This is a genomic window from Actibacterium sp. 188UL27-1, from assembly GCF_016901225.1.
In the GTDB taxonomy this organism is placed as follows: Bacteria; Pseudomonadota; Alphaproteobacteria; order Rhodobacterales; family Rhodobacteraceae; genus 188UL27-1.
Genome location: NZ_JAFEUL010000003.1, coordinates 295,197 through 311,757, shown reverse-complemented (window position 1 = coordinate 311,757; position 16,561 = coordinate 295,197). Strand labels below are relative to the sequence as shown.

Here is a 16,561-nt window from a genome sequence, read left to right as displayed (position 1 = left end):
TCTTCCTCGTTAGTATCGCTATCCTGTACCGAGTCCGACGAGCGTGAGCAAACGCATCTGAGCGCGAATGAGCGATCACACGCGTGTTTGAATTGCGACTGCGGCTTTCCAGCCATATTATCACGACAAGTTCAAAATTTAGAAATGAGGACCCCATGAAACCGCTACTGACGCGCCGTTTCCTTCTGACATCGGCCACAGCCAGCTTGGCCGCGCCAGCGATTGCTCAAGGTGTCGGAACGCTCGAACCGACGGCTCCGGGTGCCCAGCGCAATATCTCCAGCTTCCGTTCGCTGGATTGGCAGCCCTATTTCAGCAACCTGTCTGGCGGCGCCATTCTGGTCGATATCAACTCCCGCGCGGTGCATTATTGGGGGGCCGACCAACAGACGTATCGGCTGTATCCATCCTCCGTCCCGCTGTCCGAGGATCTGACCCGGCGTGGACGCACATCTGTCGTTCGTAAGGTTGATGGGCCGTCTTGGGCCCCGACACCCGCCATGAAACGGCGCAATCCGGAATGGCCCGATTTCGTCGGACCCGGCCCCGACAATCCGTTGGGCAGCCATGCTCTCTACTTGAGCTGGAAGTATTACCGGATCCACGGAACCCATGACACCCGCAAAATTGGGCGGAAATCCTCCAACGGTTGCATCGGGTTGTATAATGAGCACATCGCCGAACTCTTTTCATTGGCCGGTGTTGGCGCGCAGGTGTTGCTAATTTGACGACATTGGGCTGGATTTGGCGGTTCTGCACTGTTCGACCAATTGCAAATGCCACCTTGGGCTGTAAATCATCGTCTACGAGGTACAGTCTTGGGTGCGTGGGGTATCCTCAATTTTAGTCCTGCGCGATAACTGGAGGTTAACATGAAAAAAGTTGCTCTTGCAGCAGCCGTGTCGCTGGCAGCGACATCTGCTTTCGCTGGCGGTTTTGATGATCCGATCATCGAGCCTACTGTGATCGAAGAGGAAACATCTTCGTCGAACGGCGGTATTTTGGTTCCGATCGTTCTGCTGGTTCTGATCGCCGCGGCAGCATCAAGCTAAGCGTCAGTCACGGATACAGACCCGGGGCGGTTGTCATACTTGGCAGCCGCCCTTTTTACATGGATTTACGGAATTTCAAGGTCGACGCGATCATCGTAGAAACGCTGCGGCGAGGTTGATCTGTATTTTGAAACGATTGGCCAGATCACATGGCGTAGCTTTTTAAGCTAAGGGTGCGCGGCCAGCTAGTAACACCGGATAGGCAACCACCCACCGAAATATCAGTCGATCCAACCCTTCAGGTTGGTCTCAATAACTTCTGTTAACGCGTTGATATGGGCGTCGTCATCATTCAGGCAGGGGATGTAGGTGAAGTGTTCTCCTCCACCTTCCTCAAAGCTCTCCCGGATCTCTTCGTTGATCTCTTCCAGTGTTTCAATGCAATCCGCCGAAAAGGCTGGTGCGATCACAGCGATACGCTTTTTCCCATGCTCGGCGAGGCGTGCAACCTCCTCAACCGTGTAAGGTTTCAGCCATTCCTCCGGGCCAAACCTGCTTTGAAAAGTTGTTACGATCTTGTCATCGGCCCAACCCAGCCGTTCCTTCAACAGACGCGTCGTTTTCTGACATTGGCAATGGTAGGGGTCGCCCTCCATCAGGTACCGTTTGGGCACACCGTGGTACGAGCAGACCAGCACGTCAGGTTTGGTTTCCATCAACGCGTAACTCCGCTCAACAGACTGTGCCAAAGCATCGATATATGTTGAATTCTCATAATAAGCTGGCACCGTCCGGCTATCCGGCTGCCATTTCTGCGTCATCAACGCGCGAAAGAACGCATCATTCGCAGTGGCTGACGTCGCTCCGGCATAGTGCGGGTAGAGCGGAAAGAACAGGATCTTACGGCATCCCTGATCAATCAGAGCTTGCACCTTGGATTTAGTCGAGGGATTTCCGTAGCGCATGCAGAAATCAACAACGACATTATCGCCGAAACGTGCGGCAAGGCTGTCTTTCAACTTGGCCGTTTGCGCCTTGGTGATCGTCATGAGCGGGCTTTCCCCCGCATCGTGGTTCCAGATCGACTTGTAAGCCTCACCAGATGAAAACGGGCGTTTGCTCAAAATCACAAGCTGCAAAAGCGGCTGCCAGATGAACGGCGAATAGTCGATGACCCGCCGGTCGGACAGAAACTCGTTCAGATACCGGCGCATGGACCAGTAATCATAGTTGTCCGGTGTTCCAAGATTGGCCACCAGGATACCGACCTTCGCGGGCATCACAGCAGGATGGTCGCCAGGCAAATGACTTTTTGCGTTGACGGCAGCGGCATCAGTGGACGCGTCTACATCGGCAATGGTTGCACCAGATTTTGCATCCAACATTATTTCATCCTGCGATTGCACATCAGTCATAATATACGGTGAGATAACGGCTTTGGATCAGAGGTCAATCGCGGTCCCGACCAGAACTGGTGCCAGGCATCGTCACTTCTTCACCACCCAGGACGTCGGCGAGCCTGCTTTGAGCTGATCCTGGCCGCAGCGGTTGTGGTTGACTGTCGGCCGGGGCCCAACCCGTCAGAAAGATGATCTCAAACTCCGCTACGATTCTCCCATCCGATTGTTTGGGGTATAATTCAGCGGCCTTCACAAACAGTGACCGGGGGGGGGGTTGTCGGTGTCGGGTGGACAGCGCATTCCCCTCTCCCATCGCGCGCAGATCGTGCAACAGGTGTGGCAGACCCTCGTAGCTCACCGTGAACGGCAGCGTGTCAGCGACGGGCATGGCAAAACCCGCGCGCTGCATCAAACCGCCGATATCTCGGATCTCAGCCATGGGAGCGATGCGGGGAGACAGGCCGCCCGTAAGCGCAACTTCCGCTTCGGCCAGAGTGTTGCGAAGGGTGGCAAGTGTCTCCCCTCCCAGCAGGGAGCCAAGAAACAACCCATCCGGCCGCAATGCCCGGCGCGACTGTATCAGTTGCCCAACTGGATCATCAGCCCAATGCAAAGACATGGCATGGATCACAAGGTCGTACTGGGCGACTGCCAGATCCAGTACATCGTCGTCCAGTATGATCGGAGCAGATGGCCAAAGCTCTCGCCAAAGATCGATAAAACCAGCAACCACCACCAGGTCTTTAAACGTTTTATTAACCTCGGACAGTCTTTCCTGCAGCTCGGCTCTCACAGCCCGGTGCAGGAAATCTGCATGCCCGGCTCGGTGAGCGCGAGCGCGAAATCGCTTTAACTGCGGACGATCGGTCAAACCAGTCATGACACGGGAACCTAGACACGCATGGGGGTAATTCAACGTCTGTTTCAAACGGTCTATCCGCCGCAATGTCTTTCCTGCGGGGACGTCGTGGGGGAGAATGGCGGTCTGTGCGGCACCTGTTGGCGGGACACACCCTTCATCAGCGGGGTGGTCTGCGACAGTTGCGGTGTACCCCTGCCCGGCGACGCGCCCGATGAAAATGACCCGCATCCCCAATGTGATGAGTGTCTGGCGGTGGCAAGACCCTGGTCGCGGGGCCGTGCAGCGATGCTTTATGACCGGACCGGGCGCCGGTTGGTTTTGGCCCTGAAACATGGGGACCGCACGGAATCTATCCCGGCGCTGGCGGCTTGGATGCACCGCGCGGCTACTCCCATCCTTGAACCGTCGATGCTGATTGCCCCGGTGCCGCTGCACTGGATGCGGTTGGTCCGACGACGATACAACCAATCGGTGCTGCTAGGTCAGGCCGTGGCCAAACGTGCGGGGTTGGCGCATTGTCCCGATCTGTTGGTGCGGCACCGTGCCACGCCTACGCAGGAGGGCCGCGGTCGTGATGCCCGTTTCGCAAATGTCAGTTCTGCCATCGGTGTCCATCCCATGCGCAAGCACCGGCTTGTCGGACGCAAAGTCCTGCTGATCGACGATGTCATGACATCAGGTGCAACATTCGCCGCCGCAACAGAGGCCTGCCTTGCCGCCGGAGCAAGCGAGGTCCGCATCTTGGCACTGGCGCGCGTTGCAAAGGACGCCTAGATCTTCTGCAACCCTCGCAGGAGATCCAAATGCAAACTGTTGAGATTTACACATCGCCACTATGCGGGTTCTGCCATGCGGCCAAACGGTTGCTAAACCAGAAGGGCATCAGCTTTTCCGAGATCGATCTGGCACAACATCCCGACAAACGCGCCGAAATGCTCAGCCGCGCGCGGGGCAGCCATACGGTCCCACAGATCTTTATAGGCGACACCCATGTGGGCGGCTGTGATGACCTTTACGGTTTGGAACGGTCAGGCAAGCTCGACCCAATGCTTGCCGGGTAGAGTGGTTTGCGCGCGGCCTTGCTGCAACTGAATTCCAGTGATGACCCGGCAGTAAATCTTCCGGCGACATTGGACCTTGTTGACCAGGCAGTCGCGGGTGGAGCGAGGTTTGTCCTGACGCCCGAAGTAACCAATTGCGTGTCGCCCAGCCGAGCCCGGCAAATGGCGGTGTTGCAGGTCGAGGATAAGGATCCGACGCTTGCCGCGCTCAGCAAAGCAGCCAGACATCACGGCGTTTGGATCCTTATTGGGTCGCTTGCTGTCAAAACCGACAGCACCGGTGGTCGCTTTGCAAATCGATCTTTCCTGATCTCGGATGCGGGTCAGATCGTGGCGCGGTATGACAAGATCCACATGTTCGACGTCACAATCTCCGATAGCGAAACCTACCGTGAAAGCGCAGGTTACAAGCCGGGGGAGCGGGCAGTTCTGGCCCAAACGCCCCTTGGTACGGTGGGCATGACAATTTGCTATGATCTGCGCTTTCCGCATCTTTATCGGTCCCTGGCGCAAGCCGGGGCCCAGATCCTGACGGTTCCGTCTGCATTTTCGCCGGTCTCCGGTGCCGCCCATTGGGAGCCATTGCTGCGCGCTCGCGCGATTGAGACGGGCTGTTACGTTTTGGCACCAGCCCAATGCGGCACCCATGCCGCCAGTGAAGGCAAGGTCCGTAAAACCCACGGCCATTCCCTGGCGATTGCCCCATGGGGAGAGGTCATCGCCGATGGTGGCACAGATCCGGGTTGCGTCTTTGTAGACTTGGATCTGGCGGAAATTGAGGCGGCACGGTCGCGGATACCGTCCGTAACCACCAATCCAGCCTTTGATGGCCCAGTTTGAGCGACCCGTCCGAACCCCTCGCCGTTGCGCTGTTTAGCGAGATCTTCACGGCTGATCAGTTGGCACGCAACCGGCTGAGCAAAGTGTTGCCCAAAGGTATGGAACTGAGCCATTTTTCCGTTCTCAATCATCTGGCACGGCTGAAAGGGGAGAAAACACCGGCGCAACTGGCGCAAAGTTTCCACCTGACGCGGGGTGCCATGACCAACACCCTGGCCAAATTGGAATGGGCAGGGCACATTCACGTCCGCCCCGATTGGGACGATGCCCGGCGCAAACTGGTCTCAATCAGTCCGGCGGGCATGCGGGCCCGCGAAGCAGCCATTGCTGCGATCTCCCCAGTGATCAGCGATGTGGTGGACGAGATTGGAATTGACCGGGTCCGTCAATCGTTACCGGTCTTGCGGGAACTGCGCGAGAAATTGGCCGAAAGCAGCGACCCGTCGGATCCCTAGATATCCCGATAGCCATTGGGATCGACGGGAACGGGTGTGCTTGAACCCCATGCGGACAGCGCAAGGCATCGACAGCGCATGACTGTAATCTTGCCGATTTGAACGCACTAATGCGTATACAAAACAAACGCGCGCGCGAAATAGGGCGAGACACCGTCGATCCGCCCGGCCCAAACATCTCGCTTGGTTTGCAGGAAGGCATCGGCATAGGGCAGCTTCTCCTCACCCAGATACCGATAGAATTGCATCATGATATCGACGGTTTGTTGGTCCGGTATCTCGACAAGGGTCACGAGACTACGCCGCGCGCCTGCCCGGGCCAGCGCCAGTGGTAACCCGCGCACCGCATCAATCGGGGTATTCGGGCCCACGCCGGACTCGCAAGCAGACAGCACCATTAATTCAACATTCCCAAGATCCCAGCCCATGATCTCCTGCGCATAGGCAGTTTGCTCCCGAAAGCTGCTCACGGTTGCCGGTGGCCCGTCATGGGACAACAAAATACCGGAATTCCACAAACTGAACGGTGCCTCGTCATTGGCCCGGAAAAACCCATGGGTCGCCAGGTGAACAAGCTCAGCGCCGCCTGCCATGGCTGCGACACGATCTTCCGTCGCCTCAAACCCGGAGAGTGACTGAACCGTCTTCGCCTTGCTTTTCACAAGGTCGGCAATGCCCGTGACCTCCGCCAAGCTGCCAGGCAGATAGTTGGGCCCCTCCTCCTTTCGGTTGTCAAAATAGACACCGCCAACCAACGCGACTGCATCCTCGGCATCGAGTTGATCATTCTTGTCATGGCGACTGTACGCGCCGCGGTCCGACAGAAGATAAACGTCATGGACCTCTCCAAGACGGCGGTCTTTTGCATCGCGCGCCTCCAGCAGATCCATCTGAAACAACATCGCATCCGGAGAGATAAAAACACGCTCGGCACCTTCAGCTTGCTCAAACAACCACGGCCCAAGGGCATCCCATAGCCCGGCATAAACGTCCGTTGCCGAAGCTGTCGCAAAATCCAGGTCGGTGATCTGTTGAACAGTCGGCGGCGCGCCCTCCCGGTAGACCGCGGCATAAAGCTCCATTTGTCGTGACCAGCCCGCCCGGTCCGGCACCGTCCAGTCCCGCAGAACGAAAAGATCGATGACAAGATCCCCCCTGGTGACGTCAAAGGCCGATGACGCGCCCTGTTCCAACGGCGCCAGGGGCGGCTCCGCCAACTGCAATCCCGCTGCCTGAAGGCGTTCGTTCAATGCCACACGTTGAGCTGTCAGAGCCTGATCCATAATGGCAATCGCATCGGTGACCGGTTCAGCTCTGACCGTCTCCTGAAACCGGCCCGCAGCAAGGAGATAATCACGCGCAGCGGCACCCAGCGACTGATCCGATGCCGTCAATACGACGTCCCGCAAGGCACGATCGGTGGGAGCCTCCAGTGTTTTCCAGCGATGCAACGCTTCGGCGACATGGGGTTGGAACGCTGGTGAGGTTTCGGCCAGGCGAACCATCGTCAGCAACAAGTCATCGGTCAGGGCACGCGCCGCGATTGAGGCATCGTAACTTCCGCTCAGCGCCTGCCGTCGTGTCCAATTGAACAGGTCACGATCAATCGTCACCAGCAAATCCGCGGCGGCCTTGGGATCTTGTCGCGCCAACAGTTCCGCATGGCGTAGATTTGCGTTGGTTTGGGCGGGATGATCCGGCGGCACCGCATCAACCATGAAATCGCTTAGCCATTTGGCTGTTTCCGTGGCTTTCTCCAGGTCATCTTTGGCGAGGGCTGCCTGAACCGACAGGTCAATCAAGCCCTCGATCAATTCGCCGGGCGCCCCGTCACGGACCAGATCGCCAACAGAGGGCATTTTGAATACCGCACCCTCCCGCTGCTTTTGCCGCGCATCGATATATAACAGGTATGCCGTGATGACCCGGCGGTTGTAGGGCACCGGTTCCCCGGCCTCGATGCGCCGATACAGCCCGACGAACTGTGGCAGTGCGTCCTCCCACTGCTCAAGCTCCACAAGATCCAAAGCATAATTCAACCAGGAAGCATAGGTCATCGGGTGGGCCTCACCCAGATGCTCCTTGCGCCAGACATAGGCGGCTTCATCCAGATCCAACGCTTGCCGGGGCCGACGCAAAGCGCGCTTGATCGCGGCGGCATTGTTCACCACGCGCCAATGGGCGGGCTGGGTCTGCTGCTGCCCCAACTCCTCCGAATAACCAAGGGCAAGGCTGGCCACGGAATCCGCACCTCCCAGATCGCCTTTGGCCAACAGGGTCTGGGACATACCATCATAGGCATCAACGACCTGCGGCGACGGTAACCCGAACACATCCGCCAGATCGGTCAGCGCAATAACATGGTATTCGACGGCCAGATCGAATGACCCCTGGTCGCGCAAGAACAGCGCGTAGTTATGCCAAAAGAAACCTCTATCCAGCAGGGGTGTTTGGTTCAGCACTGAGCCTTCGGCACATGCATCATAGAACGCAGCTGCCTGTGTTATGGCTCCGACGCGGTGCAAAGTGTTAGAAGCCAGACCACACAGGTTCAACAGATCTTCGGCGCGGCCTTCCGCCTCGGCCATCTGGCGCGCCCGGTCAAGGCGTTGGACCCCCTGATCAAGATCGCCGGTCTGCACAAGCACATAGCCGAGGTTGATATCGAAGACCCGCTTTTGATCATCGGACAGCGCAATGTTCGCAAAGCGGTCCGACAGCGCGATCAAAGGCTGGCGGTCGTCCCCTTGATCGGTCAGCCCTTCGGCTTGTGCCGTGAAAAGTAGAACCTCTGCCGCCAGATCAGGCGGTAAATGCCCAATCAGTGCTGTTGTGACCGTAAGGTCTATCGCGGCCAGAACATCCCAATCCCCCTGACTGCCAAGGTTCAGGATACGCTCCCCCAAGATCGCAGCAGTGTCAGAAGACGGTGCCGCGTTGAACGACGCCACAGCCGTGTTCAAATCCTGCGCAGGATCAGAGAGTCCGGGTTGCGTATTCGACAAGACGAAGACCGTGACCAAGACCGGTAACCGGATGAGCCGTTTTGAAAGACATTCCATGATTGCGCCCCGGTATGTGCCCCATGCCATCGGTAGCAAATGGGCCTTGGAACAGGAAGGTGAACAAGCGGGCGACATACAAGGGCCGGTTGCCACGACCCTGCGAAGATTTCGGCCAATTTTCGGGTTGATGGTGTTTGATCCTTTCGTTTACGAATTTTCAGGTAGTTGCGTTGAGGATTATGGGTCAGATGAAGACGATCAAGAAAGTGACCCTTCTTCTGCGGCGCGGGCGAGACCGCGTTTACGTCGCCGAACTGGTGGAAATGGTTCGCGGCCAACCAGATCGCTACCTGGTGAATTACAGCTATGGCTGGGCTGAGAGCGAATTCACCGAAGGCACGCGCACCGAAAAACCGGTTGATCTGGAAACTGCGGAACGGCTGTTTGATAGCCTGGTTCTGGCCCGCAAGAACCAAGGCTACATTGATCAGGACGATAACATACCGTGGCGAGCGGAAACGCCGACCGGTCCAAGCAGTATGGCAACGCAAGCCCCGGATCCAAGGGGATCCCGCTTGCTTTACCTGCTGGAACGGGCAGGCAGCATGGAAGACAGCGCCGCTGCACGCCTGGTATGGCGGATCGGGCAGGTTCGGTTGACCACGGCATTGCCCCTGTTGCTGGAGCTTCGTCATCAAGCCGGGCCACTCACGATGCGCGTGCTTGCTTATGCCTTGTACCGATGTCGCGGGGATCGCGCGGCCGATCTCATGCCTGCATTGCAGGCAATGCGCGCCATGCCTGACCCAGTTGCGGCGGATCAGGCCCGCATTGCGGAAGCATGGCTCAACCCACCCGATATTGTAGCCCGAGAATTGCGGACCAGGTTGCCCGACAGGGTCGCGGCAGCGTTGGCAGAGCCGCAAGACATCGGGGTCGAGCGGATCTTGGGTTATCTCGCGTCGGGCGATGCGGTGGAGCATCAAAAAACTCTGCTTGATCTGTTCATGCTGTCAAAGGCTGCTCCGGGAATGAGGTCAATACTTCTGGGCGTGCTGCGGGCAGTGCCACTGAAACCGCAGCTTTTCAGGGCGGTCCGCCGGATCTTCAAGGCGGCCGAGGCATTGGATGATGCAGAAGTGTTTGGCTGTTTGTCACGCCGGTTCGACGATGTCCCCGGAACCTATCAATCCAAAAACAACTACTATGGATATTATCCAGCCGCCCGCCGGAAGCTGATTGAGAACCAGGCAAACGAAAACTCGAAACTGGCCTGGTCCAAAGCGACCCGTACTTATTTCAGGCGTCGCGTCTGGCGACAGTTGAGGCGTTTGGGGGCGCTGAACGATCCAGCCTATGTCCCCATGGCCGCCGCCTGTTTGGCAGAGGTCCCGGCGGATGCCAGGACGGACCAACTGGACCATGACAATCGCTATACCGTGCACAAGATCCTGCATGGCGCAGGCACCCGATTGCAGGATGCTAGTACACTGAATTGGTCGCTGCTGTCGCGGGCGGACCGCGTGGCAACAGCCCGCGAAGAACCCTATGCTAACCTTTGGGATGACGCACTGGAGGTGGTTCTGCCTTTGCTGGCCCACTCCCCGTCACAGATGATACAAGGTTTCGCAGCGCGTATTTTGTTGGATAGCCCCGATTACTGTGCCGACCTGGCGGTGGATCTCATCGCAAGCTTACTTGGGCATGAGGGCCAGGCCCATGCCTTTGCACTAAAGCTCGCGCGTGATCGGCTGGTCGGGTCCGCCGATCATGTCCGGCTGTTGATCCCGGCCCTTCTTGCAAGTGGCCAGTCAGAGGCTACTACGCTGGCTCAGACCGTCCTCACACACCGACCGGACCTGATGACCGATGACAGCACATTCGCTGCAACGGTACTGCTTTGTGTAAAGACGGAAACGCGCGACTGGCTGGATGAATTTTGGACCAAACACGCCACGGATGCAGCCTTGCCTGATCTCATGGAGCAGGTCGTGGCCCAAGCCGCCCGACGCAATTGGCCAGCAGAGACGGTGACTGACGACAAACGTCATATGCGCCTTTGTGTTGATTTGCTTGCCTCCCATTTTCCGATCGCAGTTCAACAGATGTCCGGTGATCAACTCACGGTCCTGGCAGCGAGTTCGGCGATCCCTGCCAAGCTTTTGGCTATCCTTCTGGCGGCCGAACGGCCCGATGGCATTGCTCGTTTTGATCCAGCCAACCTGGCAGACGATCCCGACCCCGACATTCAAGTCGCAGGTGCCGTACTGCTGGCGAAAGCCGCCCCGGAGCAATTGTACCAGCGTCTGGAGGCGGTATTGCAGTTCCTGCAATCCCCCTTCGAAGGGACCCGCGATGCCGCAGTAACGGCAGTGGGGCGGTTGGCAGAGTTCGATCCCGGTGCAGCGACGCGCCTCGCAACAGAAATCGCAACAATTCTCTTTCGCAAGGAACAAGAGCACGGCGTGCGCGACAGCGCCGTTTTGGCCGCACAAATGCCCGCCATAATGACCCAGTTCGTTGCCCAGGGACCCGATCAAATCTGGAAAATGCTGCGCGCCAAGGCCGAACCCGCGCGTCGGATCGGATCACAAGCTTTGCAGCAGATAAAACCCGATGCATTCTCTTTGCGAAAGATTGCCCGAATTGGCACGAACGATCAGCAGATTGCCCGGCGATGGGCGGTCTCGGCCCTCGAACATCGACTGGCAGATATCACAGCCAAGCCGCAACAGATCTTTGCCCTTTTGGATGGCGAGTGGCAGGACAGCCGGGACGCCGCCTATGACCTCGTCCGGAACCAACTGAATCCCGGCGAGTGGCAGCCGGAGACAATCGTTGCGCTCTGTGATTGTACGACCAAACCGGCCCAGGTCTTTGGTCGGGAAATGCTGGGTCGCGCCTTTTCCGGCGAAAATGCCCCACTGTTCCTGCAGCGGCTAAGCGAACACCCGTCTGCGAGCTTTCGCCTCACCATTGCCCGGCTTATCCGAGAACATGCCGCCGGTGACCTGGATAAGCTGCGACAGGTCAAGCCCGCGATCCTGACAATCCTGTCACGGGTCTTTTCAAGCCGCGCCGCCAAGAGGCAAACCCTTGCATTCCTGCACGAGGAGATTGCAAGCGGTGAACCTGCCGCGCTGGAGATCATCGGCGACCTCCTGGACCGACTGTCGGCAACCTGCAGTATCCATGACCGCGCAGCCCTTTTGGAACTCATCGTGCAACTGAAATCCAAATCACCTGATCTGATCCCCTCGGCCCAGATCGTTCTGCCAGAACTCCGGTCTGGGGGGCTTGCCTGATGGACGTTACCTATAAATATGCCGGGGCCAGTGGGCGTCGCGACACCGGCGATGGGGAGGCGTTGAGTTTCTCGCCCGATTTGCTGCGGGAGCCGACATATTTCGTTGGTGCCGTCTCAAACCACGTGGCCTTTCGGGAGGCCATTTCGACATTGCACCATGTTGTGACCTCGGACCTCCGGTTCAAACCCAAGGATCGGACGGAGTATTTCGCGTGGCTTGAAACACAAAAAGCGCAACACCTGGCCGAGGCAGCGACGCAAGGTAAGGCCGCTTCGGAACGGCTAACGACACTGCAATCCGAGATGAATGCCCTCAACCGCCGCTCGAATGATCTGATGCGCCCGTTCTATCGGCAGCGGCGGGAGTACTGGAATTGGCTCTACAAGGTGGATCGCGATGCCTGGTTCGTATTGGACCCGGTGATTGCAGTTCACCCCGACGAGATCTCGTTTGAGTGTTTCAGCACGGACGAATCCACCTATGGGCGGCTGAGTTGCGACCTTGAGATGTTTGACGAGATAGATGAGGTCGCCAACGGCGTCACCAATATCGACTATTCCTGGGCGCTCTATCACGCGTTCCAGCAAGTTCGCAGCTATCGCCGAACGGAACTGCGGGTCGAGCCGGGTGGCTTCACCGCAACCAACACCGACGGGCAGGAGGTATTTGAACAAAAGATCGACCTCCCCGACAGTTGGGTGCGGGGGTTCTTGCAAGTCAGCTCTGCCATGACGCTGCCTGCGCACCGAGTTACGCTGCATCCGATGGACATCCACAATCTATGCTTTGCCCTGCGCCAAAAGAAAGAACGACACAGCCCACGTTCGCTTAGATTTCATCTGAAACCCGGTGCGCCAGTCACAATGGTATTCGAACCATGGGACACGGCTATCCCATGCCCGCGCGCGGTGTATCACGGGGATGAAGATCTGGAGATAAGGCTTTGGGGGCGACGGCGGCTGCTCATCCTTGAACGTCTGATCCCAATCGCCCGCTCATTCGATCTGTATTTGCTGGGATCCGGCATGCCAACCTTTGTTGTGGCCGATCTGGGTCCCATGAAGTTCACGCTTGGCTTGTCAGGTTGGACCAGCAGTGACTGGTCCCGGGCGGGGCAATTTGATCTACTTGCACCGCGCAAACGGATCGGCATCGACAGCCGTACCCGCGTCTTTGACAGCCTGTCGTCCCGATGGCTGGGCAACACGGCTGAAATCGTGAACGACACCGGGCTCGACCGCTCAGAGGTTGGCGCCGCACTCACCATCCTCGCCCAAAACGGACGCGCGATGTACGATCTGGATAAGCAGGTCTGGCGCTATCGGGATGTCACCCGCGAACCGCTGGATTTCGAAGCGATGCGTTTTAACAGTCCGCAGGAGGCAGCTGCCGATAAACTGGTCCTTGCGGGAATGGCCAAGATCACCAGCCGCGACTCCCACCAGATTACGGGCCGGGTCACCGCGGATGGCCGCGACTACCCCGTGACGATCACCCTCGATGCCGATGACCGGTTGATCAAGGCGTCTTGCACCTGCTGGCACCACCAGACCAATGGTCTGCGCAAAGGGCCATGCGAACATATCCTCGCCTTGCGCCGCACCGATGGCCAAGCCACGAGCGGCGGCCAGGTCATGGCCGGTCCGTGGGGTGATGCGTCATGATCGGCTTGCCCCGGACGCAACACAGCGATATCGTTCGGGTACCAGAAGGCGCATGGCGGCTTTGCTTATTGGATGGTGTTTCGCCATCCCGGCCTATTGACTGCTCATGCATCGCTGGCGCGCTCTCTATTTGGGCACCCCAGCCCCACCATGCGCTTTGCTGTATGACTTCCGTGAAGTCAAAGACGCATGGTGGGGCGGGGTGCCCTCGAGTTGAGCGTTCCAGCGCTGGGACTTGTTCGAAAGTCCGGCATGCGCTTTTCTGGACCTCCTGTGAGCGGTTGATTGCGGCATGAGATCGAACCGCCGCCAGGAACTATATGACCGCATCCGCGAAAGCTCGATGGATGAGGTCACCTTGCAGGAGATGATCCGTCACGGTTTTTGGGCCGAAGATGACGCGATGCCATCCCTACCCGCCGAGATGATCAAACGGCGCGGTGAGTTGCGGCGCGAGATCAGCGAATTGGCCCAGGATGCGCGGCTTTATCGGTCTCAAGAACAAGCACTGCGCGCGATCATGAAGCAAAAGATGCGCGAGGCCAAAGACCGGCGTATCGAGACCAAGAAACGCCAGATCCAGGCGCGCAATGACCGCGCCGCTGCATGGCATCGCAAAAAAACCGAAGGCATTGTGCATCTGGGCGATACCGTTTCGGGGGCTTTGCAGAACCGCGACAGCAATGCCGAACGTCTGATCAGTCAGGGGTTGCCCGACTTCCCGGATCTTGGCGACATCGCCGATGCGATGGGTATCACCTTGGGAGAATTACGGTTCTTGGCCTATGACCGGGCGGTCAGCAAGGTGAGCCATTATCATCGCTTTCAGATTCCGAAGAAAAGCGGCGGCACTCGGATCTTGTCCGCCCCCATGCCGCGCTTGAAGCGCGCGCAGTATTGGCTGCTAGACAACATCGTAAACCAGATCGAACCCCATGACGCGGCCCATGGCTTTCGCGCCGGACGATCCATCCTGACCAATGCAAAACCCCATATGCGCCAAGCCGTGGTCGTCAATTACGATCTAAAAGACTTCTTCCCAAGCATCGGTTACCGACGCGTGAAAGGCCTTTTTGCTGCATTGGGCTATGCGGAGGCGCAGGCCGCGATCTTTGCACTGCTCGCGACCGAGGCGGACCGGACCGAGGTCGTATTGGATGGTCAGACGTGGCACGTGGCGGGGGGGGAGCGGGTTCTGCCGCAGGGTGCGCCCACCTCTCCAGCCATCACAAACCTTCTTTGCCGCCAGTTGGATCGACGGCTCACCGGGACAGCCCGCAAATTAGGGGCAACCTATACACGATACGCCGATGATCTGACATTTTCATTTGCCACAGACGACACGACGGCCTTGCGCAGCTTAGATTGGGCGGTTGGGGAAATCGTTTTGGATGAGGGGTTTAATCTAAATGATGCCAAAACCCGCACGATGCGGCGCCATACTCGCCAGGAGGTAACGGGGATCACCGTCAACGACGGTCTCACGATTTCGCGCAAGGAAAGACGCAGGTTCCGTGCCTATCTGCATAATGTGGAACAGGGGCGGGACATGGGTTCTTTCGGGTCTGGTCATCCCAAGAACAGCGCATTGGGCTATGCGCAATTTCTGACCATGGTGCATGGCGACGGCGTCTCGGATCTGGTCGCGCATGCGCGAACCCTTTTTGGAGATCAAACGAGCGTACCCCCTGAAGACCCGAACCATTTCCGTCAGATGTCCGCCCGGGGTGAGGCCCCAAAGGCCGATTGGTGGCAACCGGCTGAACCCGCACAGCCCGTACCGGAGGCCCTGCCACAGCCCCCCGGAACAGCGGAAGGGCGATCCACCAACATTCCCACGGTTGGCAAACGTCGTGCGCGGGATTGGGGGGCGGCGCGTGCTCAACCCAGCCAGTCCGGACCAGCCCGACCTCGCCAAGGGAAGAAAGGTCTTGTCGGGTGGAGTGGATTTCAGAAGACAGCGATAACGGTTCTGGCGCTGATCGCACTGATACCTTTTCCGTTCTCACCGGTGCTGATGGGGGCAACGATCTACTTCATATGGTTCCATCGCTACAGGAAGTAGCTGGATTACGGTTTGGGGGGTTACGTGGCTCTGTTGCAGAAATCGGGTGATGGCCGAGGTTTCCCGTTCCCGGGCTAACTTATCCAACAGCTGGAGCTGTCGCGGTTTGATGCCGCTCCATCATCGCCACAGGGCGCGGCCGAGATATTTGGAGGCCCGCAGGATTTCGTTTCGCGCGGAGGTGGCGCTCTGCCATGGCTTCGCGTTGCTGCAGGGCGAGATGACAGCATAGCCGTGGGGATCTGCGGTGGCATCGTGGCACTTGCGGGTGCTGTAGGCGCTGTCAGCGGTTACCGAGCCAATCTCTTCATCAATCGGGATCTGGCTCAGCAGATCGGGCAAGATCGGTGTGTCACCGATGTGACTCCCGGTGATCTCGACAGCTCGGATCTCCAGCGTGTCCTCGTCAATGCCGAGATGGATCTTGCGCCAGACCCGTTGTTTGGGGCCACCATGCTTGCGGGCGTGCCACTCACCTTCGCTCTCGACCTCGATCCCGATGCTATCGATCAGCAGGTGCAGCGGGCCCTTCCACCCACTGTAGGGGATGTTGACGGCCAGCGTCTTCTGACAGCGGGACAAAGTGCTGAAGTCAGGCGCCGTCCAGTCGAGGCCAACCAGTCTCAGCAGACTCTCGACAAAACCGGTCGGCTGCCGGAATGCCATGCCGAACAGAACCTTCATCGTCAAGCATGTCTGGATAGCGGTGTCACTGGAGGTCCGCTGGCAACCGCACCTGCCTGTCGGCACGGCATCCCAGATCATCTCTCGGTCGAACCAAATCGTCAGCGAGCCACGGCGCTTGAGCGCTTCGTTATAGGCTGGCCAGTTCCTGGTCTTGTAGGTCGGGGGTCTGGGTCTGCTCATGGATCACAGCCACCATGCTGGACCCACAAAATGCCCCCCGGG

The 16,561-nt window shown here is 58.3% G+C and carries 12 protein-coding genes and 1 pseudogene; 9 read left to right on the top strand and 4 right to left on the bottom strand.

Translation table 11 applies throughout. From position 1 onward, the window contains the following. The first annotated feature begins 155 nt into the window (after positions 1 to 155). On the top strand, positions 156 to 728 hold the full coding sequence (locus IU397_RS06840; protein WP_204411961.1) for a L,D-transpeptidase: 573 nt from the start codon (positions 156 to 158) through the stop codon (positions 726 to 728). A 144-nt stretch (positions 729 to 872) separates the two neighbouring features. Then, positions 873 to 1,052 carry a hypothetical protein gene (locus tag IU397_RS06835; RefSeq protein WP_204411960.1) on the top strand — a complete coding sequence of 60 codons (180 nt, stop codon included), beginning with the start codon at positions 873 to 875 and terminating at the stop codon, positions 1,050 to 1,052. 221 nt (positions 1,053 to 1,273) lie between these two features. On the opposite strand, the gene hemH is transcribed toward IU397_RS06835, so the two are convergent. Both hemH and IU397_RS06825 read right to left on the bottom strand, forming a co-directional pair. Further along, positions 1,274 to 2,377, bottom strand: coding sequence for a ferrochelatase (gene hemH / locus IU397_RS06830; protein ID WP_204411959.1), 1,104 nt, complete (start codon positions 2,375 to 2,377; stop codon positions 1,274 to 1,276). 64 nt (positions 2,378 to 2,441) lie between these two features. Beyond that, positions 2,442 to 3,272 (bottom strand): SAM-dependent methyltransferase, encoded by an 831-nt coding sequence (locus tag IU397_RS06825; protein WP_204411958.1) that lies wholly within the window; start codon positions 3,270 to 3,272, stop codon positions 2,442 to 2,444. Positions 3,273 to 3,293: 21 nt separating this feature from the next. On the opposite strand from IU397_RS06825, the gene IU397_RS06820 reads away from it, so the two are divergent. From IU397_RS06820 to IU397_RS06805, 4 genes are read left to right on the top strand one after another with little or no spacing between them, the layout of a single operon-like run. Continuing rightward, the gene (locus IU397_RS06820; protein WP_204411957.1) at positions 3,294 to 4,028 is read left to right on the top strand and encodes a ComF family protein; all 735 of its coding nucleotides are present in this window, start codon (positions 3,294 to 3,296) and stop codon (positions 4,026 to 4,028) included. 29 nt (positions 4,029 to 4,057) lie between these two features. Then, a complete protein-coding gene (gene grxC / locus IU397_RS06815) occupies positions 4,058 to 4,315 on the top strand; it encodes a glutaredoxin 3 (RefSeq protein WP_204411956.1) in 258 nt (85 codons plus the stop codon). Positions 4,316 to 4,321: 6 nt separating this feature from the next. Beyond that, positions 4,322 to 5,155, top strand: a complete 834-nt coding sequence (locus tag IU397_RS06810; protein WP_204411955.1) for a carbon-nitrogen hydrolase family protein — start codon at positions 4,322 to 4,324, stop codon at positions 5,153 to 5,155. Then, positions 5,152 to 5,610: a MarR family winged helix-turn-helix transcriptional regulator gene (locus IU397_RS06805; RefSeq protein ID WP_204411954.1), complete on the top strand. Its 459-nt coding sequence runs from the start codon at positions 5,152 to 5,154 to the stop codon at positions 5,608 to 5,610. Before IU397_RS06810 ends, IU397_RS06805 begins: the two co-directional genes overlap by 4 nt. A gap of 107 nt (positions 5,611 to 5,717) precedes the next feature. On the opposite strand, the gene IU397_RS06800 is transcribed toward IU397_RS06805, so the two are convergent. Then, positions 5,718 to 8,672 (bottom strand): CHAT domain-containing tetratricopeptide repeat protein, encoded by a 2,955-nt coding sequence (locus IU397_RS06800; RefSeq protein WP_204411953.1) that lies wholly within the window; start codon positions 8,670 to 8,672, stop codon positions 5,718 to 5,720. Between the two features lie 191 nt (positions 8,673 to 8,863). On the opposite strand from IU397_RS06800, the gene IU397_RS06795 reads away from it, so the two are divergent. The 3 genes from IU397_RS06795 (at position 8,864) to IU397_RS06785 (ending at position 15,652) form a co-directional block, all read left to right on the top strand. After that, the gene (locus IU397_RS06795; protein WP_204411952.1) at positions 8,864 to 11,920 is read left to right on the top strand and encodes a hypothetical protein; all 3,057 of its coding nucleotides are present in this window, start codon (positions 8,864 to 8,866) and stop codon (positions 11,918 to 11,920) included. Continuing rightward, positions 11,920 to 13,587 (top strand): SWIM zinc finger family protein, encoded by a 1,668-nt coding sequence (locus IU397_RS06790; protein ID WP_204411951.1) that lies wholly within the window; start codon positions 11,920 to 11,922, stop codon positions 13,585 to 13,587. The genes IU397_RS06795 and IU397_RS06790 overlap by 1 nt, the downstream gene beginning before the upstream one ends. 292 nt (positions 13,588 to 13,879) lie before the next feature. Next, positions 13,880 to 15,652 (top strand): reverse transcriptase family protein, encoded by a 1,773-nt coding sequence (locus IU397_RS06785; protein WP_204411950.1) that lies wholly within the window; start codon positions 13,880 to 13,882, stop codon positions 15,650 to 15,652. A 123-nt stretch (positions 15,653 to 15,775) separates the two neighbouring features. Here IU397_RS06785 and IU397_RS06780 read toward each other — a convergent pair. After that, positions 15,776 to 16,519: pseudogene (locus IU397_RS06780) on the bottom strand (IS5 family transposase); the annotation flags it as partial. Positions 16,520 to 16,561 lie beyond the last annotated feature (42 nt).